25 protein-coding genes are annotated in these 25,856 nt (G+C 54.2%); 15 read left to right on the top strand and 10 right to left on the bottom strand.

Translation table 11 applies throughout. The features are described from left to right. Positions 1-36 precede the first annotated feature (36 nt). Complete coding sequence (gene rep, locus ACOTW6_RS09790; RefSeq protein WP_015570023.1) at positions 37-2,061, bottom strand: DNA helicase Rep; 2,025 nt, start codon at positions 2,059-2,061, stop codon at positions 37-39. An 85-nt stretch (positions 2,062-2,146) separates the two neighbouring features. On the opposite strand from rep, the gene ppiC reads away from it, so the two are divergent. Continuing rightward, on the top strand, positions 2,147-2,428 hold the full coding sequence (gene ppiC, locus ACOTW6_RS09785) for a peptidylprolyl isomerase PpiC (RefSeq protein WP_006812396.1): 282 nt from the start codon (positions 2,147-2,149) through the stop codon (positions 2,426-2,428). Between the two features lie 54 nt (positions 2,429-2,482). Here the strand turns inward: ppiC and cysE are convergent, their stop codons facing one another. From cysE to ACOTW6_RS09760, 5 genes are all read right to left on the bottom strand, one after another. After that, entirely contained in the window at positions 2,483-3,304 is an 822-nt protein-coding gene (gene cysE, locus ACOTW6_RS09780) for a serine O-acetyltransferase (RefSeq protein ID WP_022646641.1), read from the bottom strand. A 75-nt stretch (positions 3,305-3,379) separates the two neighbouring features. Then, positions 3,380-4,399, bottom strand: a complete 1,020-nt coding sequence (gpsA, locus tag ACOTW6_RS09775) for an NAD(P)H-dependent glycerol-3-phosphate dehydrogenase (protein ID WP_006812398.1) — start codon at positions 4,397-4,399, stop codon at positions 3,380-3,382. Then, positions 4,399-4,866 (bottom strand): protein-export chaperone SecB, encoded by a 468-nt coding sequence (gene secB, locus ACOTW6_RS09770; protein WP_003860835.1) that lies wholly within the window; start codon positions 4,864-4,866, stop codon positions 4,399-4,401. The genes gpsA and secB overlap by 1 nt, the downstream gene beginning before the upstream one ends. Before the next feature lie 31 nt (positions 4,867-4,897). Next, the gene (gene grxC / locus ACOTW6_RS09765; RefSeq protein ID WP_003860837.1) at positions 4,898-5,149 is read right to left on the bottom strand and encodes a glutaredoxin 3; all 252 of its coding nucleotides are present in this window, start codon (positions 5,147-5,149) and stop codon (positions 4,898-4,900) included. Between the two features lie 11 nt (positions 5,150-5,160). Beyond that, the gene (locus ACOTW6_RS09760) at positions 5,161-5,592 is read right to left on the bottom strand and encodes a rhodanese-like domain-containing protein (RefSeq protein ID WP_045349553.1); all 432 of its coding nucleotides are present in this window, start codon (positions 5,590-5,592) and stop codon (positions 5,161-5,163) included. A 248-nt stretch (positions 5,593-5,840) separates the two neighbouring features. On the opposite strand from ACOTW6_RS09760, the gene gpmM reads away from it, so the two are divergent. The 3 genes from gpmM to ACOTW6_RS09745 are packed head-to-tail and all read left to right on the top strand — an operon-like array spanning position 5,841 to position 9,614. Further along, positions 5,841-7,385: a 2,3-bisphosphoglycerate-independent phosphoglycerate mutase gene (gpmM, locus tag ACOTW6_RS09755; protein WP_062933135.1), complete on the top strand. Its 1,545-nt coding sequence runs from the start codon at positions 5,841-5,843 to the stop codon at positions 7,383-7,385. Positions 7,386-7,418: 33 nt separating this feature from the next. Continuing rightward, positions 7,419-8,678 (top strand): murein hydrolase activator EnvC, encoded by a 1,260-nt coding sequence (gene envC / locus ACOTW6_RS09750; RefSeq protein ID WP_232961571.1) that lies wholly within the window; start codon positions 7,419-7,421, stop codon positions 8,676-8,678. Positions 8,679-8,681: 3 nt separating this feature from the next. After that, positions 8,682-9,614: a divergent polysaccharide deacetylase family protein gene (locus ACOTW6_RS09745; RefSeq protein WP_121478479.1), complete on the top strand. Its 933-nt coding sequence runs from the start codon at positions 8,682-8,684 to the stop codon at positions 9,612-9,614. Between the two features lie 11 nt (positions 9,615-9,625). On the opposite strand, the gene ACOTW6_RS09740 is transcribed toward ACOTW6_RS09745, so the two are convergent. After that, positions 9,626-10,426, bottom strand: a complete 801-nt coding sequence (locus tag ACOTW6_RS09740) for a glycosyltransferase family 2 protein (protein ID WP_047717031.1) — start codon at positions 10,424-10,426, stop codon at positions 9,626-9,628. Between the two features lie 205 nt (positions 10,427-10,631). On the opposite strand from ACOTW6_RS09740, the gene ACOTW6_RS09735 reads away from it, so the two are divergent. Both ACOTW6_RS09735 and ACOTW6_RS09730 read left to right on the top strand, forming a co-directional pair. Next, positions 10,632-11,837, top strand: a complete 1,206-nt coding sequence (locus ACOTW6_RS09735) for a glycosyltransferase (protein ID WP_062933132.1) — start codon at positions 10,632-10,634, stop codon at positions 11,835-11,837. 15 nt (positions 11,838-11,852) lie between these two features. Then, on the top strand, positions 11,853-12,767 hold the full coding sequence (locus tag ACOTW6_RS09730; RefSeq protein ID WP_015570028.1) for a hypothetical protein: 915 nt from the start codon (positions 11,853-11,855) through the stop codon (positions 12,765-12,767). A gap of 27 nt (positions 12,768-12,794) precedes the next feature. On the opposite strand, the gene tdh is transcribed toward ACOTW6_RS09730, so the two are convergent. After that, positions 12,795-13,823, bottom strand: a complete 1,029-nt coding sequence (gene tdh, locus ACOTW6_RS09725) for an L-threonine 3-dehydrogenase (RefSeq protein WP_017383610.1) — start codon at positions 13,821-13,823, stop codon at positions 12,795-12,797. 9 nt (positions 13,824-13,832) lie between these two features. After that, positions 13,833-15,029, bottom strand: a complete 1,197-nt coding sequence (gene kbl / locus ACOTW6_RS09720; RefSeq protein ID WP_062933130.1) for a glycine C-acetyltransferase — start codon at positions 15,027-15,029, stop codon at positions 13,833-13,835. Positions 15,030-15,242: 213 nt separating this feature from the next. On the opposite strand from kbl, the gene rfaD reads away from it, so the two are divergent. From rfaD to ACOTW6_RS09690, 6 genes are read left to right on the top strand one after another with little or no spacing between them, the layout of a single operon-like run. Then, the gene (gene rfaD, locus ACOTW6_RS09715) at positions 15,243-16,175 is read left to right on the top strand and encodes an ADP-glyceromanno-heptose 6-epimerase (protein ID WP_062933129.1); all 933 of its coding nucleotides are present in this window, start codon (positions 15,243-15,245) and stop codon (positions 16,173-16,175) included. Positions 16,176-16,177: 2 nt separating this feature from the next. Further along, on the top strand, positions 16,178-17,224 hold the full coding sequence (rfaF, locus tag ACOTW6_RS09710; protein ID WP_015570031.1) for an ADP-heptose--LPS heptosyltransferase RfaF: 1,047 nt from the start codon (positions 16,178-16,180) through the stop codon (positions 17,222-17,224). A gap of 3 nt (positions 17,225-17,227) precedes the next feature. Continuing rightward, positions 17,228-18,211, top strand: a complete 984-nt coding sequence (gene rfaC, locus ACOTW6_RS09705; protein ID WP_062933128.1) for a lipopolysaccharide heptosyltransferase RfaC — start codon at positions 17,228-17,230, stop codon at positions 18,209-18,211. Between the two features lie 3 nt (positions 18,212-18,214). Next, positions 18,215-19,324, top strand: coding sequence for a glycosyltransferase family 9 protein (locus tag ACOTW6_RS09700; protein WP_062933127.1), 1,110 nt, complete (start codon positions 18,215-18,217; stop codon positions 19,322-19,324). A 5-nt stretch (positions 19,325-19,329) separates the two neighbouring features. Beyond that, complete coding sequence (locus tag ACOTW6_RS09695) at positions 19,330-20,229, top strand: glycosyltransferase family 2 protein (protein ID WP_062933126.1); 900 nt, start codon at positions 19,330-19,332, stop codon at positions 20,227-20,229. Beyond that, a complete protein-coding gene (locus tag ACOTW6_RS09690) occupies positions 20,217-21,428 on the top strand; it encodes an O-antigen ligase family protein (protein WP_062933125.1) in 1,212 nt (403 codons plus the stop codon). Before ACOTW6_RS09695 ends, ACOTW6_RS09690 begins: the two co-directional genes overlap by 13 nt. A 26-nt stretch (positions 21,429-21,454) precedes the next feature. Here ACOTW6_RS09690 and ACOTW6_RS09685 read toward each other — a convergent pair whose 3' ends face one another. Further along, on the bottom strand, positions 21,455-22,408 hold the full coding sequence (locus ACOTW6_RS09685; RefSeq protein WP_062933124.1) for a polysaccharide deacetylase family protein: 954 nt from the start codon (positions 22,406-22,408) through the stop codon (positions 21,455-21,457). Between the two features lie 150 nt (positions 22,409-22,558). Between ACOTW6_RS09685 and rfaQ the strand changes: the two genes are divergently transcribed. From rfaQ to ACOTW6_RS09670, 3 genes are read left to right on the top strand one after another with little or no spacing between them, the layout of a single operon-like run. Then, entirely contained in the window at positions 22,559-23,629 is a 1,071-nt protein-coding gene (gene rfaQ / locus ACOTW6_RS09680; protein WP_074135700.1) for a putative lipopolysaccharide heptosyltransferase III, read from the top strand. After that, positions 23,626-24,753 carry a glycosyltransferase family 4 protein gene (locus ACOTW6_RS09675; RefSeq protein ID WP_062933123.1) on the top strand — a complete coding sequence of 376 codons (1,128 nt, stop codon included), beginning with the start codon at positions 23,626-23,628 and terminating at the stop codon, positions 24,751-24,753. Before rfaQ ends, ACOTW6_RS09675 begins: the two co-directional genes overlap by 4 nt. Before the next feature lie 2 nt (positions 24,754-24,755). Next, complete coding sequence (locus ACOTW6_RS09670; protein WP_062933122.1) at positions 24,756-25,856, top strand: glycosyltransferase; 1,101 nt, start codon at positions 24,756-24,758, stop codon at positions 25,854-25,856.

The raw sequence follows: 25,856 nt of genomic DNA, 5'->3' as shown, positions 1-25,856 counted from the left end.
CGGGTGGCGGCTTTGCCTTACCCGGCCTGCAAATAGTTATCCCTTCTCTTTGGCTTTTGCCAGCATCGCGCGAATGTTTGCCACGTTTGCCTGCCCTTTGTGCATACGCTCTTCAGCGGTTATGACTTTACGCTCCTGCTCCCAGATAAGATCGTCCTGAGGCAACTCCAGCAGAAAACGGCTCGGCTCCGGGCGCACCAGCTCACCATACTGACGGCGCTCTTTGCACAGCGTAAACGTCAGCTCTTTCTGCGCACGGGTGATCCCCACGTAGGCCAGACGGCGCTCTTCGTCGACGTTATCTTCATCAATGCTGCTCTGGTGCGGCAATAAGCCCTCTTCCATCCCCACCAGATAGACATACGGGAACTCCAGCCCTTTCGAGGCATGTAACGTCATCAGCTGAACCTGATCGGCCTCTTCTTCGCTTTCGCCGCGCTCCATCATATCGCGCAGCGTGAAGCGGGTGACCACCTGCGTCAGGGTCATGGGCTCGTCAATCTCAGAGCCTTCAAGCATTTCGGTCATCCAGCTGAAGAGCTGGTTAACGTTTTTCATCCGCATCTCTGCCGCTTTCGGGCTGGCGGAGGTTTCATACAACCAGGATTCGTAATCAATGCCGTGGATCAGATCGCGCACAGCTGCCACCGGCTCGCGCTCTGCCAGACGCTGCACCTCACCCAGCCAGTGGGTAAAGCGGGTTAAGGCGTCATAGCCGCGCCCGGTCAGGGTCTGGCTCAGCCCCATATCAAAGCTGGCGGTGAACAGGCTTTTGTTGCGGGTCATCGCCCATTCACCCAGCTTTTGCAGCGTCGCAGAGCCGATCTCGCGTTTCGGCGTATTCACGATGCGCAGGAAAGCGCTGTCGTCATCCGGGTTGGTCAGCACGCGCAGATAGGCCAGCAGATCCTTGATTTCCGGACGCGAAAAGAACGACGTACCGCCGGAGATTTTGTAGGGAATGCGGTTCTGCATCAGCATCTTTTCAAAGACGCGCGACTGGTGGTTTCCGCGATAGAGGATCGCGTAATCCTTGTATTCAGTTTTGTTGACGAAGTGATGGGCAATCAGCTCGCCCGTTACGCGCTCCGCTTCGTGCTCTTCGTTGTTGGCGCTTAGCACTTTCAGCTCGGTGCCGTAACCCAGTTCGGAGAACAGGCGCTTCTCAAAGACGTGCGGGTTATTGGCAATCAGGATGTTCGCCGCCTTCAGGATACGCCCGGAGGAACGGTAGTTCTGCTCCAGTTTAATTACCTGCAACGCCGGGAAGTCTTTGCTCAGTAGCACCAGGTTTTGCGGACGTGCGCCACGCCAGGAGTAAATCGACTGATCGTCATCGCCTACGACGGTAAAGCGTGCACGCTGCCCTACCAGCAGCTTCACCAGCTCGTACTGGCTGGTGTTGGTATCCTGGTATTCATCCACCAGCAGGTAACGAATTTTGTTCTGCCAGCGCTCGCGCACCTCTTCATTCCGCTGAAGCAGTAGCGTCGGCAGCAGGATCAGATCGTCGAAATCCAGGACGTTGCAGGCTTTCATATGCGCGTCGTACAGACCGTAGCAGTGGGCAAAGATGCGGTCGCGCTCGCCTTTAGCGCTTGCCGCTGCCTGGGCCGGCGTCATCAGATCGTTTTTCCAGTTCGAGATCGTCGAGATCAGCTGTTGCAACAGCACTTTGTCATCTTCGATCAGCCCTTCCGTCAGCTCTTTAAGCAGCGCCACCTGGTCGGTGTCATCAAAGAGAGAAAAGTTGGACTTCATGCCCAGCGCCGCGTATTCGCGCTTGATGATATCCAGACCCAGCGTGTGGAAGGTGGAGATCATCAGCCCGCGCGCCTCTTTACGGCCCAGCGTCTGGCCGACGCGCTCTTTCATCTCACGCGCCGCTTTGTTGGTAAAGGTGACCGCCGCGATATGGCGCGCCTGGTATCCACAACCCCGAATTAAGTGGGCGATTTTGTTGGTGATCACGCGTGTTTTACCGGAGCCCGCTCCCGCCAGCACCAGGCAGGGTCCGGTGACGAATTCGACAGCTTGTTGTTGTCCGGGGTTTAAACGCATAAATGGTCACTCAATGAAAGTCGGGAGAGGAGGAAAAACGCGTGGTAGTATACCGATCGTAAACTAGTCGACTCAAGGCACGATCATGGCAAAAACAGCAGCAGCACTGCATATCCTTGTTAAAGAAGAGAAACTGGCACAGGATCTGCTCGAACAGATTAAAAACGGCGCCGACTTCGGCAAACTGGCGAAGAAACACTCGATTTGCCCGTCAGGCAAACGCGGTGGTGACTTAGGCGAGTTCCGCCAGGGCCAGATGGTCCCGGCGTTTGATAAAGTGGTCTTCTCCTGCCCGGTGCTGGAGCCAACTGGCCCACTGCACACACAATTCGGCTATCACATTATCAAAGTGTTATACCGCAACTAATCAAAAGCCCGGTGCATTGACTCACCGGGCTTTTTTATTTAGGTGTTCCGGCGTTCAGATACCGTCGCCGTATTCGAAGGTGTGGTGAATACCGTTGAAGTGCTGATCCATATCCATCGACGGCTTATCACTGTCTGGCTTACCGACGATGCGCGCCGGGACGCCAGCGGCGGTGGTGTGCGGCGGTACAGGCTGGAGCACAACCGACCCCGCGCCAATCTTCGCGCCGCGTCCGACTTCAATATTGCCGAGGATTTTAGCACCCGCGCCAATCATCACCCCTTCACGAATTTTCGGATGGCGATCGCCGCTGGTTTTACCGGTACCGCCCAGCGTAACGGATTGCAGGATCGACACGTCATCTTCGATCACCGCCGTTTCCCCGACAACAATGCCGGTGGCGTGATCGAGCATGATCCCGCGGCCAATTTTCGCCGCCGGGTGAATATCGACCTGGAAGGTCACGGACACCTGGTTTTGCAGGAAGATGGCCAGCGCGCGGCGTCCCTCATTCCATAACCAGTGGCCGATGCGGTACGCCTGTAAGGCATGGAAGCCTTTGAGATACAGCAGCGGCGTGGAATATTTATCCACCGCCGGGTCACGCGTGCGCACGGCCTGGATGTCGCAGGCGGCAGAAGCAATCATCTCCGGATCTGCGGCGTAGGCCTCTTCCACCACCTCGCGAATGGCAATAGCAGGCATGATAGGGGAAGCCAGTTTATTGGCGAGCATATAGCTCAGGGCGCTGCCGAGATTTTCGTGCTTGAGTAGCGTCGCGTGATAGAAACTGGCCAGCATGGGCTCACAGTCGGCCAAAGCTCGGGCTTCGGCTTTAATATTATTCCAGACGATATCCAGTTCTTCACACGGCATTGCTTGCTCCAGACGATAGTTAATGACCAGCCAGTTCTGCGCTGGCTGGGTCATTCAGGTGACGATACTTCCCGGCTAATTGCTGCTGCGCTCGTCCTTGCGCGCACGACCTAATAAGGTCAATGCTGCCTCGCGCGCATTTTTTCCGCAATACAATACCTGATAAATTTCCTCGGTTATTGGCATTTCAACACCGAAACGGTGCGCCAGTTCGCGAACTTCCTTGGTATTGCGATAGCCTTCAACCACCTGACCAATCTTCTCCTGCGCGCTTTTTACATCGCTGCCCTGTCCGAGCATCATGCCAAAGCGGCGGTTACGCGACTGGTTATCGGTGCAGGTCAGCACCAGGTCGCCCAGCCCTGCCATTCCCATAAAGGTGGCCGGATCGGCACCCAGCGCTTCGCCCAGGCGGGACATTTCGGTCAGGCCACGGGTGATCAGCGCAGTACGCGCATTCGCGCCGAAACCGATGCCGTCAGACATCCCGGCCCCGATGGCAATGACGTTCTTCACCGCGCCGCCCAGCTGCACGCCGATAAAATCGGGGTTGCTGTACACGCGGAAGCTTTTGCCGCAGTGCAGCAGTTGCTGAAGATCGTCGGAAAATGCCTGGTCGGTGGACGCCAGCGAAATCGCCGTCGGCAAGCCCGCAGCCAGCTCTTTGGCAAACGTCGGCCCCGAGATCACCGCCAGCGGGATCGCGGTTCCCAGCGCTTCGCGGGCAACGTCCTGCAACAGACGTCCGGTTTCCGCTTCCAGCCCCTTCGTCGCCCATACAATACGCGCATCCGCACGCATCAGCGGCTTAATCTGACGCAGGACTTCGCCAAACACGTGGCTTGGCACCACAATCAAAATATTGCGGCTGGCCGCCAGCGCGGTCGCGAGGTCGCTTTCCAGATACAGAGAGTCAGGGAACGGAACGTCCGGGAGAAACGCCACGTTGCAGCGGTCGTGTTGCAACGTCGCGATATGTTTTGGATCGTGGCCCCACAGGACCACGTCGTGACCATTTCTTGCCAGCGTGATGGCAAGAGCGGTGCCGTAAGAGCCGGCACCGATCACAGTCATTGACGCATTAACAGTGCTCATCAGGCATCCTGATGTTGTTCGGCACCTTCGCCAGCCTGCTGCTGTAGATAGTTCATGAACAGCGCATCAAAGTTTACTGGCGCAAGGTTCAGTTGCGGGAATGTACCGCGAGAAACCAGGCTGGTAATGCATTCACGCGCATACGGGAACAGGATGTTCGGGCAGTATGCACCCAGGCAATGTGCCATCTGGTTGCCTTCGATGCCGCCGATGGAGAAGATACCGCCCTGCTGAACTTCGCACAGGAATGCAGTTTCTTCGCCCAGAGAGGCAGTCACGGTGACACGCAGTACGACTTCATACACATCATCCGCCAGCTGGGTGGATGCGGTATCCAGATCAAGTTTAACCTCTGGCTGCCAGTCTTTCTGGAAAACGTGCGGCGCATTTGGCGCTTCGAAAGAGACATCCTTGGTGTAGATGCGCTGGATCTGGAAAGTCATCTCGGTGTTATTTTGTTCTGACATGGAAAAACCCTTTTTAATTGTCCTAAAGTCTCTAGCTCAGCAGCGGATCGAGTCCACCACGGGCGTCGAGCGCATACAAGTCATCACAGCCGCCAATGTGCTGCGCATCAATAAAAATCTGTGGAACCGTTGTGCGACCACTGCGTTGGATCATCTCTTCGCGTTTAATCGCGTCACCATCGATCGGCAGTTCCTTGAACGTTACGCCTTTGCTGGACAGCAGCGCTTTCGCTCGGTGGCAGAACGGGCACGTTGCTTTGGTGTAGATCTCAATATTGGCCATCACTTAACTCCTTATTTACCGCGCACTAAAGGAAGATTCTCCCCGCTCCATCCGGAGATGCCTTCTTTCAGCACCATTACGTTTTCAAAGCCTGCTTTATGCAGTGCGTTGGCAGATTCCTGCGCCTGCATGCCAGTGCCGTCAACAACAATAATCGGCTGGGCTTTATGCTTCTCCAGCTCACCAATGTTGTTCGCTTTAATTTCCGCTGGCAGCAGGTTGATAGCACCTGCGATGTGGCCCTTGCGGAAATCGTCGCGCTGACGCAGATCGACAACCACGGCGTCCTCTTTGTTGATCAGACGTGTCGCTTCACCGCGGGTGATCACCTTAATTTTAGACGTCAGTCCCTTAAATGTGGTGAACAGTACAGCGACCAGCAGGCCAATCCACGCGATGCTCAGAACCGGGTGGCGGCTAACGAATTGCATAATTTCTTGCATGGGGGGTAACAACTCCCGACTAAGTGATTAAAAAAACCAGGACAGGAGTATACCTGTGCGCTGTGGCAAATACAGCCAGCGACATAAAGCTAATCTATTTTCTGCGGCATGCCACGTAAAAAAAGCCTCAAAATGGCCTGAGAACAGCCTTGCCCCCGCGCTTTCTTTGATCTTCTGCGGCTATTTTATCGATTCAGCTGTAGTAAAATTACGCAAATTTTTTGTCTCTTGAGCATGAGGTTGTCGCAATGTCGGTTTCTAAAAAACCTATGGTACTGGTGATTCTGGATGGCTATGGCTACCGTGAAGATCAACAGGATAACGCCATTTTCAACGCCAAAACCCCGGTTATGGATGCGCTATGGGCAAAACGTCCCCACACCCTGATTGATGCGTCTGGCCTGGAAGTGGGTCTGCCGGATCGTCAGATGGGCAACTCTGAAGTGGGTCACGTTAACCTGGGTGCGGGCCGTATCGTTTATCAGGACCTGACGCGCCTGGACGTTGAAATCAAAGAACGTACATTCTTTGCCAACCCAACGCTCACCGGAGCGGTTGATAAAGCCGTTGCCGCAGGCAAGGCCGTTCACATTATGGGTCTGCTCTCTGCGGGCGGCGTTCACAGCCACGAAGATCACATCATGGCGATGGTAGAACTGGCCGCCGAGCGCGGTGCGGAAAAAATCTATCTGCACGCCTTCCTGGATGGTCGAGATACGCCGCCACGCAGCGCAAAAGGTTCTCTTGAAGCGTTTGAAGATAAATTTGCCGCAATGGGCAAAGGCCGCGTGGCGTCCATCATTGGCCGTTACTATGCCATGGACCGTGACAACCGCTGGGACCGCGTTGAGCAAGCCTATGATCTGCTGACCCTGGCAAAAGGCGAGTTCCAGTTCCCGACCGCCGTTGAAGGCCTGGAAGCGGCTTACGCGCGTGATGAAAACGACGAATTTGTGAAGGCAACCGTGATCCGCGCTGAAGGCCAGGCCGATGCCGCCATGGAAGATGGCGATGCGCTGATCTTCATGAACTTCCGTGCTGACCGCGCGCGCGAAATCACCCGCGCCTTCGTCAACAGCGATTTCGACGGTTTCGCCCGTAAGAAAGTGGCGAAGATCGATTTCATCCAGTTGACCGAATATGCAGCGGATATCAAAGCGCCATGCGCGTATCCACCCGCTTCCCTGGAAAATACCTTCGGCGAGTGGATGGCGAAAAACGATAAAACGCAGCTGCGCATCTCCGAAACTGAGAAGTATGCGCACGTGACCTTCTTCTTTAACGGTGGCGTAGAAGAGCCGTTTGAAGGCGAAGACCGCATCCTGATTAACTCGCCGAAAGTCGCCACTTACGATCTCCAGCCAGAAATGAGCTCTGCGGAGCTGACCGAAAAACTGGTGGCCGCGATCGAAAGCGGTAAATACGACACCATCATCTGTAACTATCCGAATGGCGACATGGTGGGCCACACCGGCGTGATGGAAGCAGCCGTTAAAGCGGTTGAAGCGCTGGACCACTGCGTTGAGCAGGTTGCGAAGGCGGTTGAATCCGTAGGCGGCCAACTGCTGATCACCGCTGACCACGGTAACGCAGAACAGATGCGTGACCCGGCAACCGGTCAGGCGCATACCGCCCATACCAACCTGCCTGTTCCACTGATTTATGTGGGTGATAAATCAGTGAAAGCTGTGGAAGGCGGCAAGCTTTCCGACATCGCGCCAACCATGTTGTCGCTGATGGGTATGGAAATCCCTGAAGAGATGACTGGCAAGCCGCTGTTCATCGTGGAATAATCGCTCCCCATGAGGGGAAAGGCGATTTTTTCAATCACATGGGTCGTGAAGCCGCTTCGGTTATCAGTCAGACCTCTGCTTTGCGCCAGCGCACTCAGCGCTGGCGTATTGCTGTGCGCCGCATCCGCCCACGCGGATGACCGCGATCAGCTTAAATCCATTCAGGCCGATATCGCCGCCAAAGAGCGTGCGGTGCGTCAGCAGCAACAGCAGCGCGCCACCCTGCTCGCCCAGCTTAAAAAGCAGGAAGAGGCCATTTCCGCCGCCGCGCGTAAGCTGCGTGAAACACAAAACACCCTTGCCCAGCTCAATAAGCAAATCGATGAAATGAACGCGTCGATTGCGAAACTGGAGCGTCAGCGCGATGCCCAGGAGCGGAACCTTGCTGCACAGCTTGATGCCGCTTTCCGTCAGGGTGAGCACACAGGCCTTCAGCTGATCCTCAGCGGTGAAGAGAGCCAGCGAGGTCAGCGTTTACAGGCCTATTTCGGCTATCTTAACCAGGCGCGACAGGAGACCATTGCGCAGCTGAAACAGACGCGCGAAGAAGTCACCACGCAAAAAGCCGAGCTGGAAGAGAAGCAGAGCCAGCAGCAAACGCTGCTCTACGATCAGCAGGCGCAGCAGGAGAAGCTTGAGCAGGCGCGCAATGAGCGTAAGAAGACGCTCGCCGGGCTGGAGTCCTCTATCCAGGAAGGACAAAGCCAGCTGAGCGAAATGCGCGCCAACGAATCCAGACTGCGTAACAGCATTGCCCGGGCAGAAGCCGCGGCCAAAGCGCGCGCCGAAAAAGAAGCGCGCGAAGCGCAGGCGGTGCGTAATAAGCAGCAGGAAGCCTCCCGGAAAGGCACCACCTACAAACCGACTGAAAATGAACGTTCCCTGATGTCGCGTACCGGCGGCCTCGGCTCCCCGCGTGGTCAGGCTTACTGGCCCGTTCGCGGTACGATCCTGCATCGCTATGGCGAACAGTTGCAGGGTGAGCTACGTTGGAAGGGGATCGTTATCGGTGCGTCTGAAGGTAGCGAAGTGAAAGCCATCGCCGATGGCCGCGTGATCCTGGCCGACTGGCTACAGGGTTACGGGCTCGTGGTGGTGGTTGAACACGGTAAAGGCGACATGAGTCTTTACGGCTACAACCAGAGCGCGCTGGTCAGCGTGGGCACTCAGGTGCGCGCGGGTCAACCCATTGCCCTTGTGGGCAGCAGTGGCGGTCAGGGCCGCCCGTCACTCTATTTCGAAATTCGTCGTCAGGGTCAGGCGGTCAATCCACAGCCGTGGTTGGGAAGATAGGTTTTGCTTCAATTTCGTCGAATTGTTTTTTCCGTAGTCAGCGCACTGGCGCTGGCTGTACCGGTTTATGCAGGCAAACTCGCGATTGTGATTGATGACTTCGGTTACCGACCACACTATGAAAATCAGGTGCTGGCGATGCCGCCAGCCATCTCTGTCGCCGTCCTGCCTAATGCGCCTCACGCGCATGAAATGGCGACCAAAGCGCACAATGGCGGCCATCAGGTCCTCATCCATCTGCCGATGGCCCCCCTCAGCAAGCAGCCGCTGGAAAAAGATACTCTGCGCCCGGACATGAGCAGCGACGAGATCGATCGCATCATCCGCGATGCGTACAATAAAGTGCCGTATGCCGTGGGTCTGAATAACCATATGGGCAGCGCGATGACCTCCAGCCTGTACGGTATGCTGAAAGTGATGCAGGCGCTGGAGCGTTACAATCTCTATTTCCTCGACAGCATGACCATCGGCAACAGCCAGGCGATGCGTGCCGCTCAGGGGACGGGCGTGAAAGTCATCAAGCGCAAAGTATTCCTGGACGACTCCCAGAACGAAGCGGATATCCGCGTGCAGTTCAACCGCGCGGTACAGCTGGCGCGCCGTAACGGTTCGGCGATTGCCATTGGGCATCCGCATCCGTCTACCGTTCGCGTTTTGCAGCAAATGTTGCCGGGCTTACCCGCCGATATCACGCTGGTGCGTCCGAGCGATCTGCTCAATGAACCTCAGGTGGATACTTCTCGTCCGGGTAGCGCGCAACCACCCGCAACGCAGCCGCGCAATCCATTCCGCGGCGTGAAGAACTGCACGCTGAAAAAGCCGCCTGAACCGGTCTATGCTACCCGCTTCTTCACGGTGATTGGCGAAAGCATCAGCAGCAGTACGCTGGTTAAATACGTCCAGCAACAGTGGCAGGGTTGGGGAAAAAAAGCCTGATCGGCTAACGCCTATTCTGCTATGTAAGAGTCCGACTGCTCTTTTGCAACGGACTCTCTCTTTTCCCGATCCTGATACCAGGCTTTGAAATACTTCAAAAAACTGTACGCCGTGGCATAAAACCCTGTCACCACACCCACTTTTCCCTGACGCCAGGCACCGCTAAACAGATACCATTTGAAAAATGCGCCGATAGCGCTGATCGCTCCGCGGCCAAGAGAAGGACGTATCGTCTGATATTGAACCAGGCGAGTGGTATATCCGTTTAATTTATTAAAAAGTTCATGCAGCGAATGAAACGTATCATGTCTGACATAACCTGGAATACGTTCAGAGCGGAGAAAACCTTCAACCTGATCGTCTACTGGCCGGTTATTAAATCGCGACTGCGTACGGTTAAAAAGACGCACAGGATAATCCGGTGATGAGACGGGATAAATCGTTCGTACATTTTCTCCCAGAACAAACCAGTGACGACATATCCGCCACGCCATATCCGGTTCGGGTTCATCGCCCATTTTTAATTTTAAAATAGCATCAACGGTTTCTTGATCGAGTATTTCGTCGCTGTCCATGCACAGCACCCAGTCGTTGTGCGCATGGGATACGGCATGGTTCATCTGCTCGCCGTGCCAGCTATATTTTTTGAATACGGGCGACAATCCATAACTCTGGCAAATATATATCGTTGAGTCTGTACTTCCGGAATCAACTACAACGAATTCATCCGCTATTTTTAAAAGAGGAGGAATAACATCGTGCAACGTTCTTTCGGAGTTAAACGTTAATAAGCAGACCGTTATTTTAAACATATTCTCACTCTCTCAATAACAACATAAATTTTTGCGCTAATAGTATCTAATTGAGAAGAGGCGATTAAAGTCTTAAATCACACTTTTAAAATAAGCGTGTTTAAAATGTTTTCTTATAAAAAGACAAAGAAATACAAAAAATCTATTTTATTTCAACAAATTCTCTATAATGCGGTCAGATGAAGGGTAGCATACGGATTCAGACATGCCGCAAAAACGTAAAATCCTCCTCCTGGACACGGGCAAAGAATGGGGGGGAGGTACCAACAGTATGCTTGAGCTTCTGAAGCGAATCAACCGCGACAAATTCGACATTACTTGTTGTTTTTACAGTGATTATAGTCGTGCTGAAGGTGAAACGATAGGCCAGGTGCTCAATAGCATTGGGATCCCGCTACTGGTTATCCCTCAACGTAAGCAACCGGCATGGGCAAAACTCCTGAAAGAAGCGGGACGTGGTCTGCTGTTTTTCTCGCGTTCGGCGCGCAAAGCATTTACGCGGCATATCGATACCCTGTGGCGCATTCGCCCCAACGTCAGCAAGATCGAGACTATTTTTAGAGAAGGTGGTTTCGATACGCTGTATATGAACAACCAGCCAGGCTCTAACGAAGAAGGGTATCTGGCGGGCGCAAACCTGCATGCGCGGATAATCCAGCACTGCCGGATTGAACCGGTGCTGACCCCGCCGCTGGTGAAGCTGGTGAATACCCATGCCACAAAAATTATCGCCGTCTCGCACGGCGTTGAACGCGTGCTACTTCAGCATGGCGTCCGGCCCGAGCTGTGTACCACGGTCAACAACGCCATCGACATCCACCAGCCTTTGCCCGACCGACGCGCGATGCGCCAGCGCCTGAACATTGATGACGACACGTTTGTGTTCGGCAGCATTGGCTCGCTAATCCCTCGCAAGGCCAACCACCACACGCTGGAGGCGCTGGCCCAGTTCAGCCAGAGGCACCCGCAGGCAAAATGGAAGATGGTGCTGGTCGGTGAAGGGGCGGAGCGCGGCGCACTGGCGGCACAGGCTGATGCGTCAGGTATTGCTGAACACGTCATTTTTACCGGTTTCCAGAACACGCCTTTTGACTATCTCGCCACCTTTGACGCATTTATTCTGGCCTCGAAGAGCGAAGGCCTGCCGCGCGTCGTGCTGGAGGCGATGCTGCTGAATATTCCCGTGATTGGTTCAAAAGTGACCGGCACGGCAGAATTGATCGTTCATGAGTCAACCGGCCTGCTGTTCCCCTGGAGCGACGTGTCGCAACTTGCTCAACATCTGGATAATATCTGGCAGGATCCTGCTCTGCGCGCCCGGCTCGCCGCTGCCGCACACCAGAATGTCTGCAACATGTATGCCATTGAAAGCTATGTTAACGGTGTCGAGGCCGTTCTTGGCGCGCAATAACCAAACGAGAAGAACATGTTTAAATTCCTGAATGCTCGCTACCGCCACATTACCGGGCGTCATAACATTCCTTACGCTTCCCTTCCGGTCACGCGCGATCTCGTTGCGGTGGATTCCATTGTGATCCCGTGTACGGGCGCGGATTTCGTCGAAGAGGCGTTATTGTCAGCGACCTTTGCAGAGCGTTATGCCACCGACGTCAGCGAGATTGTTATTGTCAGCGATCAGCCAGAATCCGCTTTCGGCGAGCTGCCGCCAAAAACCCGCGTTGTTACCCTCACGCTTCCAAAACGTGAAGAAGGTTACCGCTATAAGCAGATCTACCTCAGTCGTCTGGTGAAGCTTAACGCTCCGTTGCAGGCGCGCGGTGAAGGTGTGCTGATGATCGACTCCGATCTCAACCTGCTTAAAATGCCAGAGATCAACATGGCGGATATGCACATCTACTCCAGCTTCCGTCAGGGCAAAATGATTGCCAAGCTGGACGGCGCGCCAGCGGAGAAAGTGCCGGCATATTATAAAGAAACGGTGCGTCCGTATCTGGTCGATCACGTTAACGGCGCGTTTCTTGCCGCCACCAAAAAGACCTGGCGCCGTATCTGCCCGCTGTGGCTGACGCTGTTCCAGGATACCTGGGAGCTGATGGACGATACGCAGCCGCCGACCGATCAGCTGCCGCTCGCTGCGCTGCTGGACATGCTGGATGTAAAAACGGTTAACCTGGGCGACTGGATGAACTGGCCGGTCTCCAAGAAGATCGGCGGTCAGGAAGCCGTTGTGCCGAAAGAGGTGATTGGCGCGCACGGTGGTTTCCCGCTTTCCGAATGGCAGAAGTATCTGGAATCGCCGGATAACAAACTGCTGTTCAAAGGGCAGGACTACACCCGCAAGGTGCGTTACCTGACGGACGAAGAGAAAAAGAATCAGTAAAAAAAGGGGCCGCTGGCCCCTTTTTAATTACTTATCCCAGCTCAGGATCACTTTCCCTGACTGGCCGGACCGCATTGCGTCAAAGCCCTGCTGGAATTCATCGATGGAGAAACGGTGAGTGATAATCGGGGACAGATCCAGACCGGACTGGATCAGCGCGGCCATCTTGTACCAGGTTTCGAACATCTCACGGCCATAGATGCCCTTAATGAACAGCCCCTTGAAGATGACTTTGTTCCAGTCAATGGACATATCTGACGGCGGAATACCCAGCATCGCGATACGGCCACCGTGGTTCATGGTGTCGAGCATGGTGCGGAACGCCGGTGGCGCGCCGGACATCTCCAGACCCACGTCAAAGCCTTCGGTCATGCCCAGCTCTTCCATCACGTCGGTCAGGCTCTCTTTCGAGACATCCACCGCGCGGGTGACGCCCATTTTGCGCGCCAGCGACAGGCGGTATTCGTTCACGTCGGTGATCACTACGTTGCGCGCACCCACGTGCTTCGCCACGGCTGCCGCCATAATGCCGATTGGGCCCGCGCCGGAAACCAGCACGTCTTCACCCACCAGGTCGAAGGAGAGCGCCGTGTGTACCGCGTTGCCGAACGGATCGAAGATGGAGGCCAGATCGTCAGAGATATTGTCCGGGATTTTGAACGCGTTAAACGCCGGGATCACCAGGTATTCCGCGAAGCAGCCCGGACGGTTCACGCCCACGCCGACGGTGTTGCGGCACAGGTGGGTGCGCCCACCGCGACAGTTACGGCAGTGACCGCAGGTAATGTGGCCTTCACCGGAGACGCGATCGCCAATGTTGAAGCCTTTCACTTCCTGACCAATGCCAACCACTTCGCCGACATATTCGTGACCGACAACCATCGGTACCGGAATGGTTTTCTGTGACCACTGGTCCCAGTTGTAGATGTGAACGTCAGTACCGCAGATGGCGGTTTTACGAATTTTGATCAGCAGATCGTTATGACCGACTTCCGGCTCCGGCACGTCGGTCATCCAAATCCCTTCTTCCGCTTTCAGTTTGGATAACGCTTTCATCACACGTCCTCAGGCAATTACGCCCAGCTGTTTGCCGATGCGGGTAAAGGCTTCCACCGCACGTTCAATTTGTTCAGGCGAGTGCGCCGCAGACATCTGGGTGCGGATACGCGCCTGACCTTTTGGTACCACCGGGAAGAAGAACCCGGTCACGTAAATCCCTTCTTTTTGCAGTTCGCGGGCAAAGTTCTGCGCGATAACCGCATCCCCCAGCATCACCGGAATGATGGCGTGGTCAGCACCGGCGAGGGTGAAGCCTGCGGCGCTCATTTTTTCACGGAACAGACGGGCGTTGGACCACAGGCGGTCGCGCAGTTCAGCGCCGGACTCCACCATCTCCAGCACTTTGATGGAGGCAGACACAATCGCCGGCGCCAGGGAGTTGGAGAACAGATACGGGCGGGAGCGCTGGCGCAGCCACTCGACCACCTCTTTACGCGCGGCGGTGTAGCCGCCAGACGCGCCGCCGAGCGCTTTGCCCAGCGTACCGGTGATGATATCCACGCGGCCCATTACGTCGCAGTATTCGTGGGAGCCACGACCGTTTTCGCCGACAAAACCGACCGCGTGAGAGTCATCCACCATCACCAGCGCGTCGTATTTATCCGCCAGATCGCACACGCCCTTCAGGTTGGCGATCACACCGTCCATGGAGAACACGCCGTCGGTGGCGATCAGGACGTGGCGAGCCCCTGCTTCACGGGCCTCTTTCAGGCGCGCTTCCAGCTCCACCATGTCGTTGTTGGCGTAGCGGAAACGCTTCGCTTTGCACAGGCGTACGCCGTCGATGATGGAGGCGTGGTTCAGGGCGTCGGAGATAATCGCGTCTTCTGCGCCGAGCAGGGTCTCAAACAGACCGCCGTTGGCGTCGAAGCAGGAGGAGTACAGAATCGCGTCTTCCATTCCGAGGAAGTTCGCCAACTTTTGCTCAAGCTGCTTGTGGCTGTCCTGCGTACCGCAGATAAAGCGAACGGAGGCCATACCGAAACCGTGGGTGTCCATGCCGTTTTTCGCCGCGGCAATTAGCTCAGGGTGATTCGCAAGACCTAAATAGTTGTTCGCGCAAAAGTTGATCACATGGCTGCCGTCGGCAACGGTGATGTCCGCCTGCTGCGCAGACGTGATAATACGCTCTTCTTTGAACAACCCTTCCGCACGTGCGGTGTCGAGGTCGCTGTTTAACTGTTTGTAAAAATCACCACGCATTGCAATTCTCCAGACTCGGCAAATTTTGGCACATATTACCCAAACCAATAGTTCATGACGAGATGACGCAGTAACTCTTCTCGTTTTTGCAGCATAAATCACGCGTACCCCTGCTGCATATCGGTGAATGGCTGAAGCCTGAGCATTGTGATGATATGATAAAGAGATTAGCGTTCGGGATATTCCCCGACTCATACTTCAAAGGTTACAGTTATGATCATCGTTACTGGCGGCGCGGGCTTTATCGGCAGCAATATTGTTAAGGCCCTCAATGACAAAGGCATCACCGACATTCTGGTGGTGGACAACCTGAAAGACGGCACCAAGTTCGTTAACCTGGTGGATCTGAACATCGCTGACTACATGGATAAAGAAGACTTCCTTATCCAGATTATGGCGGGTGAAGAGTTCGGCGAGATCGAAGCCATCTTCCACGAAGGTGCGTGCTCCTCCACCACCGAGTGGGACGGCAAGTACATGATGGATAACAACTATCAGTACTCCAAAGAGCTCCTGCACTACTGCCTGGAGCGTGAAATTCCGTTCCTGTACGCCTCTTCCGCGGCAACCTATGGTGGGCGCACTTCAGATTTTATCGAATCCCGCGAATATGAGCAGCCGCTGAACGTTTACGGTTACTCCAAGTTCCTGTTTGACGAGTACGTGCGTCAGATCCTGCCAGAAGCAAACTCCCAGGTTGTTGGCTTCCGCTACTTCAACGTCTACGGGCCGCGCGAAGGCCACAAAGGCAGCATGGCGAGCGTGGCGTTCCACCTGAACACCCAGTTAAATAACGGCGAAAGCCCGAAACTGTTCGAAGGCAGCGACGGCTTTAAGCGTGACTTCGTCTACGTGGGCGATGTGGCGGCAGTAAACCTGTGGTTCCTGGAAAATGGCGTGTCCGGCATTTTCAACCTGGGCACCGGCCGCGCGGAATCTTTCCAGGCGGTGGCAGACGCGACGCTGGCGTACCATAAAAAAGGCAGCATTGAGTACATTCCGTTCCCGGATAAGCTGAAAGGCCGCTACCAGGCATTCACCCAGGCGGACCTGACTAACCTGCGCGCCGCAGGCTACGACAAGCCGTTCAAGACCGTTGCCGAAGGCGTAACGGAATATATGGCCTGGCTGAACCGCGACGCATAAGTATGAAAATTCTGGTGATCGGCCCGTCATGGGTGGGCGACATGATGATGTCGCAAAGTCTCTATCGCACGCTCAAGGCGCGTTATCCCCAGGCGATAATCGACGTGATGGCACCCGCATGGTGCCGTCCGCTGTTATCGCGTATGCCGGAAGTGAACGAGGCGATCCCGATGCCGCTCGGCCACGGGGCGCTGGAAATCGGTGAACGCCGCAAACTCGGTCACAGCCTGCGTGAGAAGCGCTATGACCGCGCGTACGTGCTGCCAAACTCCTTCAAATCCGCCCTCGTGCCCTTCTTTGCGGGCATCCCGCATCGTACCGGCTGGCGCGGTGAAATGCGCTACGGCCTGCTGAACGACGCCCGGGTGCTGGATAAAGAGGCCTGGCCGCTGATGGTGGAGCGCTACGTGGCGCTGGCCTACGACAAAGGCGTGATGCGCAGCGCGAAAGATCTGCCGCAGCCGCTGCTGTGGCCGCAACTCCAGGTAAGCGATGGGGAGAAATCCCACACCTGCAACGCGTTTGGCATTTCGTCCGAACGCCCGATGATTGGCTTCTGCCCCGGCGCAGAGTTTGGCCCGGCAAAACGCTGGCCGCACTATCACTACGCAGAGCTGGCGAAACAACTTATCGACGAAGGCTATCAAATTGTGCTGTTTGGCTCGGCGAAAGATCATGAGGCGGGCAATGAAATTCTCGCCACGCTGAGCACTGAGCAACAGGCCTGGTGTCGCAACCTGGCAGGGGAAACGCAGCTCGAGCAGGCGGTTATCCTGATTGCCGCCTGTAAGGCCGTGGTCAGCAACGACTCAGGTCTGATGCACGTCGCCGCCGCGCTGGATCGTCCGCTGGTCGCGCTGTATGGCCCAAGCAGCCCGGACTTCACGCCGCCGCTGTCGCACAAAGCGCGCGTGATCCGTTTGATCACCGGCTACCACAAGGTGCGCAAAGGCGATGCCGCAGAAGGTTACCATCAGAGCCTGATCGACATTACCCCGCAGCGTGTTCTCGAAGAACTCAACGCACTGCTGTTGAGCGAAGAAGGATAACGGATGCGGGTATTGATCGTTAAAACCTCCTCAATGGGTGATGTTCTGCATACGCTGCCGTCGCTGACGGACGCCATGCGGGCCATTCCCGGCATCCGTTTTGACTGGGTGGTGGAAGAAGGCTTCGCGCAGATCCCCACCTGGCATGAAGCGGTTGATCGCGTGATCCCGGTGGCCATTCGCCGCTGGCGCAAAGCGTGGTTCTCCGCACAGATTAAAGCCGAACGCAAAGCCTTCCGCGAAGCGGTGCAGGCCCGGCGTTACGACGCGATCGTCGACGCCCAGGGGCTGGTGAAAAGCGCCGCGCTGGTCACGCGTCTGGCGCACGGCGTAAAGCACGGCATGGACTGGCAAACCGCCCGCGAACCGCTGGCGAGCCTGTTCTATAATCGTCGCCACCATATTGCGAAGCAGCAGCACGCCGTGGAACGTACCCGCGAGCTGTTCGCTAAGAGTCTCGGCTATGCAAAACCCGACCTCCAGGGTGACTACGCCATCGCACAGCATTTTCTGCGCGAAACGGACAGGGATATCGCGCCGTATCTGGTCTTCCTGCATGCCACAACGCGCGATGATAAGCACTGGCCGGAAACGCACTGGAGAAGGCTGATTGAACTAATGCAACCTTGCGGTATCCATATTAAACTCCCGTGGGGCGCTGAACATGAGCGGCAGCGTGCGGAGCGTCTGGCAGCCGGTTTTTCCCATGTCGAGGTGTTACCCAAACTCACACTGGCGCAGGTTGCCGCACAGCTGGCGGGCGCTAACGCCGTCGTTTCTGTGGATACAGGGTTAAGCCATTTAACCGCCGCACTGGATCGTCCTAATATCACGATTTTCGGCCCGACCGATCCGGGGTTGATCGGGGGTTACGGTAAAAACCAGCATCAGATGGTCAGCCCTACGCACCAAACGAAGGATATTAGCGCAGATGCTATTTTTTCATATTTACAGGGCAGCCATCGGCTTTCCAACAGGGATATTTAACCCATGAGTTATGTATTTCTGCTGATTTTACTCTTTCCGGTGAAACTCATCCGGAAGCTGTTTCGAAAGGACACGGGCAAGAACCTTGTCATTCAGACAGCCAAAATCGGTGACTTTATTAATGCGACGCCTCTTCTGGCCTGGCTGCAAAAAAGCGATGTGTTGATCAGTCGCAGCGTTGGCGCGCTGGCGAAGCATGATGAGACTATTGAGCAGATCTATTTTATCGAGCAGCATAAGCGCAACCTGTGGCGTAAACTGTGCTTCGCGTGCAGGATCATGAACCGCTACGACAACGTCTACCTGCTACAGCCCAACAGCGTGAACCTCTTTTTTGCCGCCGTCTGTAATGCAAAAAACAAACAATTTTTAAGCATTTACACGCGCAGGTGGTACCACGGGATTTTCTATCTCGCGGCTGACGGTACCGTTGAGCATGGCAAAAAAACGCTTTCGGTGACGAACTACCTGAAACTGGCCGACCGCTCGCTCACGTGGCAAGACTCTCCCAAGCACGCCACAAAGCCGCTCTTCAAGCCGACGACCTGGCCGGCCATTCTTGATAAACCTGGCGTTATCCGCATCGGCATCAGTATTGCGGCGGGCAATAAAGCCAAAACCGTCCCTCCGGTTATCTGGAAGCGGATTGTTGATCAACTCGCTGATTTACCCTGCGAGTTTTATGTCTTCGGCGCGCCAAACGAACAGTCGTGGATGGACGATATCACCCGTCTTTACGGTGAAATCCCCAATTTTATCAATCTTATTGGCAAAATTTCGCTGGAAGAGCTTCCCTGGGCCATTTCTAAGATGGACTGCTATATCGCGTCTGACTCAGGGAATGTCTACATCGCAGACGCCGTCGGCGTGCCGGTGGTCCTGCTGTTTGGACCGTGTTGTCACTATGAACAGCGTCCGCTTGGCAATGTGATGCTGATCGGGAATGACGATAACATTTGTTCTTATGTGTTTGAAACGCGCTATTACTTCCCGCAAGAACGGGAAGCGCTATTCTCTGTCACTGACTCCGCGTTACACGATCTTCAGCAGTTTATCCGTACATTACCAAAAGCCCGCTCACTGGCTAGCGCTACCGACGCTCAAGGAAACTAATTTTTATGGCTTTTTTAAGCGTCATTATTGCTGCGCATAACGCTGAAGCTACGCTGCACGCCACGCTTTCAAGCCTGCTGGCAGCAACCGTTCAGGATACTGAAGTCATTATTTTCAATGACAGTTCTGAGGATGCCACGCAGGCAATAATTGATGAGTGGTCGCCGAAATTTCCTCAGATCATAACGCGCACCGTGAACTTTCGTAACGTAGGCCGGGTAAGAAACAGCGCTGTCGCACTGGCATCGGGTGAGTATATTACGATGCTCGACAGTGACGATTGCTTAAAGCCGGGCAGCCTGAGGGACGCAATAGCCTTCCTGAAAGCGCAACGTCCGGATATGTTACTGACACGTTTGCTTGAGATTCGCGATCCCCGGAAAATGACTTCAGACTGGCAGGGATTTAATCCTGTGCCATTGTTACAACATGAAGCAGTCGCTCGCTTCTTACGTCATAAAGACTTTCAGGCACATCTCATTGGCCAGTTTATTCATCGTAGCCTGTACGAGAGTAACCCTATTCCTCCGATGTTATGTTATGAGGATTTCGCTGTCTTCCCGGGAATGTTGATGCAATCGAGCAAAATAGCCTATCAACGCCAGGGGCATTATTATTACATCAAGCGTCGCGACAGTTTGTCGAGCAGTCTGGACGCCAGCAAAATTTCAACGCTTGTCGAATGCACGTTACAGATGGAAAGAACATTTCCGTCACGCTACAAACATCTCGTCAATTGCCACTGGTTTGATATTTACAGCAACCATCGGTCCTGTCTTACAGACCAACAATTGCAGCTCGTGAAACAACGCGTAAAGGCCATGTATACATTGTCTTTTTTCCTGTCCACCGATGTTCGTTTTAGCTACAAAAAAAGGGTTATTGAGGCGTTATGGAAAAAATAAAACCACGGCTCTATCAACTGACGATCGCTTTGAGCCTCATCTCTTTGATGCTGGCATTGGTCAGTTCAGGGAAGCAAAGAGAGTTTTTCTATATTGCTATTTACGTCAGTATTATTGGCCTGGCTTTCGAATATAAAAAAATCACTCTGCGACCTTTTACTATAGCGCTGCCCATTCTGCTGATTGGGTTACTTAACCTCGGCTGGTACTTAGTCTATGAGTATCATAACGAGGGCCTCAACCTTTACAGCGACTATCTCGGTGCCAGCAAAAAGTTAATTTTAGCGAGTGTCCTGATTTTCTATATTGACCGCTTTAAGATTTATATCGATAAGGACACCTTCAGGAAATTGTTCTTCTTCGCAACGGCCTTGGGGTTTGTGCTCGCCACAGGGTATGGCTTGTGGCAGGCCTCGCAAGGTATGACTCGCGTTGAGATGGCAATTAACCGTGCCACCGTTTCAGCTTACGTTTATTCTGTCCTGTCACTGGCTTTCGTATACAGTCTTTACCTTCAACAGAACGTGAAGCTGTATGTTGTTGCGGGCTTCACTATATTAATTTCTTACTTCGTCATACTGTTGACGGGGACCCGTGCTGCGATGGGTTTATATCTGCTTCTGGCGGTTGTGCTCACGCTGTATCATTTCAGAAAGATTCATCTCAAATCCACTCTCATCTTTTTATGTATTGTGGCCGGGATTGTCATCGTGAGCTACAAGCCGTTAATTTCCCCGAAAATAACGCAAACCCAAATTGAATTTGAGAATTATCAGAAAGGCTATGACCGCACGTCACTTGGCGCACGTTTTTCGATGTGGACTGTCGGGATCGCGAATGGTCTTGCACATCCGTTGGGGCAATCACTTGAAGACCGTGAAACGTGGACACGGCAGTATATAAAAGACGGCCATCCTCACCTTGGCAGTGCACTCGAATACATCAAAGTCCACCTGCATAATGAATTTATTGAGAAATACTCTTTGCAGGGGATCCCCGGCGTGGCGGTAATGCTCTTTTTCTTCGTTTCGATGATTGTGTATGCCCTACGAAACAGAAACGCGCTGCTGCTGACGTCGATGCTTCTTTTGCTTTTGTATGGACTGACGGATGTCATACTGCTCAGTTCAGAAGCCTTAATCTTCTTTATGATTTTGTTTGCGCTAAGTACACCTTTCTCACAAACAAAACAGCAATAACAAATATGCCCGCCTGGCGGGCATAACTATTTTTTGTACTGGTAAAACTCCGCCAGCGTCATCCCCACGGTCTTATCTGATAACCAGGTAAAGAGCTGCTCCAGATCCTGATACAGCCCTTCAATCGCGGCCTCGTCTTTAAAAGTAGGGCTGCCGCCAGGCATAAATTCCGACGAATGCAGCATGAACTCCACGTAGTCATTCCCCTGAGCCAGGCACTGCTGCGCCACCTTAATCATCTCCGCCGCATTTCCTCCGGACGGGCGTAACCAGTTAACTGACGGAGAACGGTATTTACCGCGCAGACGATCATAACCCTGCTTCAGGGAATTCAGCCATGCCGGGTGTTTATACTGGATGCTCATCGGCACTTCGAGGAGAGGGCTGTTTCCCGGCCGGGAAATGTCGTCTACGTCCAAAAAGTAGGCACGATCGGGAAAATGCTGGTAATTCGTTCCGCCCTTACCCTGCGGGGCACCTTTCGCGTTGCGCCAGTTCACACGCGGCGTAACGGAACAATCAACCTGATACCCCAGCTCAATCAGCAACTGGGCGTAACGGCTGTCGAATGCCCAGCGCCCGGCGCGATGGCTGAGCATTTTTGTCTGGAAAGTCTCTTCCAGTAAGTGGGTCATGAAGAGCACTTTCTCACGCATGACCTCGTCTGAAAACTCAATCAGATAAGGCTGCCAGCGCCAGTCATCACCGGTCAGATCGTGCTCCGGAGGGCTGTTCCAGGCATGGAGATGCATTCCCACCTCACCCTGACCGCGGGCTATGACCTCTTTCGCGAACTCAATGAATACCGGTTCGACGGCCATCTCGTAGTTGGTCAGCCAGACGGGCTTAAAGCCGAAGCGTTCACAAAGCGCCTGAAACCGCGCCAGGTAGCGCGCGTTTTCCGTTTTGATCACCCGGTGGTTCTGCCAGAGATTATCCCCTTCGGTATCGATCGTGATGATAAACGCTGGTTTTTTCATAATGAGCCCGCAAGACAAAATAGTTAGCGCTATGTTACGCACGCCCGAAAGCAGGAGTAAACCCTTCCAGGGAAATTCCTGACATTATGGAGAAAGAGTGCAAGTCGTTACCAGGTCTATTAGAATTGCCAATAGTACAACGCCGATAAGATGATGATGAATAACTTACCTGACACGCCTGATTTGCGCATTTTACTGATCAAACTTCGCCATCATGGTGACATGTTACTCACCACCCCCGTCATCAATTCATTACGCCAGAAATGGCCTGAAGCCCAAATCGACGTGCTTCTCTATGAAGAGACGCGAGACATGCTCGCCGCGCATCCGGCAATCGGGACGATCTATGGTATCGATCGTAAATGGAAGCAGCTGGGGACGCTGAAGCACCTGCAAAAAGAGTGGCAGTTGCTTCGTGCTTTACGCGCTCAGCATTATCATCTGGTGATCAATCTTGCCGATCAATGGCGCAGCGCGATTGTTACCCGCTTCACCGGCGCACCGGTTCGGCTCGGGTTCGCCTTTAACAAGCGCAATAATGCCTTCTGGCGTTTTTGTCACAGTGAACTGGTCTCGGTCGCCAGCCATCAGTCGCTGCACACCGTTGAACAAAATCTCTCCATACTGTCAGCGCTGCCGGTAATGGCCAACCCTACCGTGACCATGGCTTATAGCGCGGATGACTGGCGCCATGCTCACCAAAAGCTGACGCAAAATGGCGTGGGAGACCGCTACATCGTTATTCAACCCACTTCACGCTGGTTCTTTAAGTGCTGGGACGAAGGCAAAATGGCGCAAACTATCGCCGCGTTGCAGCAGGACGGCCACACTATCGTCCTTACGGCGGGACCGGATAAGAAAGAGCTGGCGATGATTGACCGTATTCTTGCCGCCTCCCCGCAGACGGGTGTTGTATCGCTGGCAGGGCAGTTAACCCTGCGCCAGCTGGCTTCGCTTATCGATCACGCGATCCTTTTCATTGGCGTTGACTCCGTACCCATGCACATGGCCGCCGCCCTTCAGACGCCCTGCGTGGCGCTGTTTGGCCCGTCAAAATTGACGTTCTGGTCGCCATGGCAGGTTAACGGCGAGGTCATCTGGGCAGGCGACTACGGCCCGCTTCCCAACCCTGACGCCATTGATACAAAAACGACGGAACGTTATCTCGACGCCATCCCCGTTGATGCTGTCGTCTCCGCCGCAAGGAGAAACCTGCAATGAAGCTTCATCGTCTGGCCATTGTGCGCCAAAAATATCGTCCGGATGGCGGAGCAGAACGTTTTGTCTCCAGGGCACTTACCGCGCTGAGCAATCAAAATCTTGAGCTCAACGTCATCACCCGTGAGTGGCAGGGCGAAAAGCAGGACGACTGGCATATTCATATTTGCGATCCCCGAAAGTGGGGCCGCATCAGCCGTGAGCGCGGCTTTGCACACGCCGCGCGCGCGCTGTGGCAGCAACAGCAGTTTGATATTGTCCAGAGCCATGAACGTATTCCGGGCTGCGATATTTACCGCGCCGGGGATGGTGTACATCGACGCTGGCTGCTACAGCGTACGCGTATTCTTCCCGCCTGGCGCGCGAAGCTGCTTATGCACGATCGCTATCACCGCTACGTGATGCACGCAGAACGTGAAATGTACCAGGCGCCCGAGTTGAAAGCCGTTATCTGTAATGCGGAGATGATCAAGCGCGAAATCGTCGAAGACTTTGATATTGACGCAAAAAAGATACATGTGATTTATAATTCAATAGATTCCAGCCGCTTCGTTCCGGCAGAAGAGCGTCAGCGTGCTGTACTGCGTCAGCAATTTGGCTTACCCGCTGATACCGTCATTTTCTGCTTCGTGGGTTCAGGGTTTGAACGCAAGGGGCTGGCAAGCGCTATTCGGGCTATAGCAGGAACTTCGGCGTGGCTGGTTGTGGTCGGTCAGGATAAAGCGGAAAGCCGTTATCGCGACCTCGCCCGCTCATTAGGCTGTGAGGGGCAAATCCGTTTCCTGGGGATGCAAAAAGAGACGCTGCCATTTTATCAGCTTTCTGATGGTTTACTGCTGCCGACGCTGTATGATCCTTTCCCTAACGTCATACTTGAAGCAATGGCCTGTGGATTGCCCGTCATTACGTCAGAGAGTTGCGGTGGTTCAGAATTTATTGAGCAAGGCCAGAACGGGTTTTACTGTGATGCACTTGATATCCACACATTGAAGGAGGCCGTCATGTCCATCCCTTCATTGGAAAAAAATAACAATATGGGGCTTGCGGCGCGTGAACGCGTCAGAGAAGCAACCCCTGAAAAACTATCAAGTCAGCTTATTTCGCTTTATCAAAAATTACTGGATTAATAATGCGCATCCTAATGATTATTGATGGTTTACCCGGTGGAGGAGCCGAAAAAACGGTTCTCACCCTCTCCAGCGGACTGACAGAACTGGGGCATCAGGTCACCCTTTTCTCCTTACGGAAGGTGTGCGACTACGCCATTCCGGAAGGTATCGATTTTCAGGTTGTGCAGGATACCTGTAAAAAACCCTGGCGGAAGCTGACCGAGATCCCGCGTCGCGCCCGTTTGCTGGATCGCGCCATCGAGCAGGCAGAACGCAGCGGTAAATTTGACGTCGTGTTCTCGCATCTGCATAAAACCGACCGTATCGTAGCGCACAGCCGCGTGCTGGATCGGGATAAGGTCTGGTTCTGCATACACGGGATGTTCTCCTTTTCCTATTTGCGCCATCGCAGCGGGCTTTCTCGCTGGTTTAAGCATTATAAAATTCGTCATACCTATGAAAACCGCAACGTGGTGGCGGTATCCGGCGCCGTGCTGCACGATCTGTCTGAGGTACTCGCGATCCCCCTGCGGCGCAAAGCGGTTATCCATAACCCCTTTGATATCCCTGAAATTCAGCGTCTGGCGGAAGCGCCCTTTGAGATGCAGGGGCAGGATTACATTATCCACGTTGGCCGTTTTCATGAACACAAACGTCACGACCGGCTGCTGCGGGCGTTCGCGCTGAGCAAGATCGACGCATCGCTGGTGTTGATGGGTAAAGGTTCTGACGCGAAAATAAACCAGCTCAAACAGCTTGCCGCTAAGCTGGGAATTGAAAACAAGATCGTCTTCCGCCCGTTCGAAACTAACCCCTACCCGTGGATCAAAGGGGCACGCCTTTTAGTGTTAAGTTCCGACTGCGAAGGTTTTGGTAACGTACTGGTAGAGTCCATTATCTGTCAGACCCCACCGGTGAGTACAAACTGCCCTGGCGGCCCTGCTGAGATCCTTACTGGCCCCCTGGCGCGTGGTCTGACCGCGTTAACCGACGAATCACTGGCGAAAACACTGGCAGAACTGTATGCCTCTCCGCCGGTTGTTGATCGCGAAACGATCGCCTCGTTCGGTATCAACGCCATTTGCCAGCAATACATTGCTTTGGTCGACAACCAAAAATAA

Source organism: Enterobacter cloacae complex sp. IR5403, from assembly GCF_049238705.1.
GTDB classification, from domain to species: Bacteria; Pseudomonadota; Gammaproteobacteria; order Enterobacterales; family Enterobacteriaceae; genus Enterobacter; species Enterobacter hormaechei_C.
Note: the sequence above shows the minus strand (reverse complement) of the source record. Positions and strands in the feature narration are given on the sequence as shown.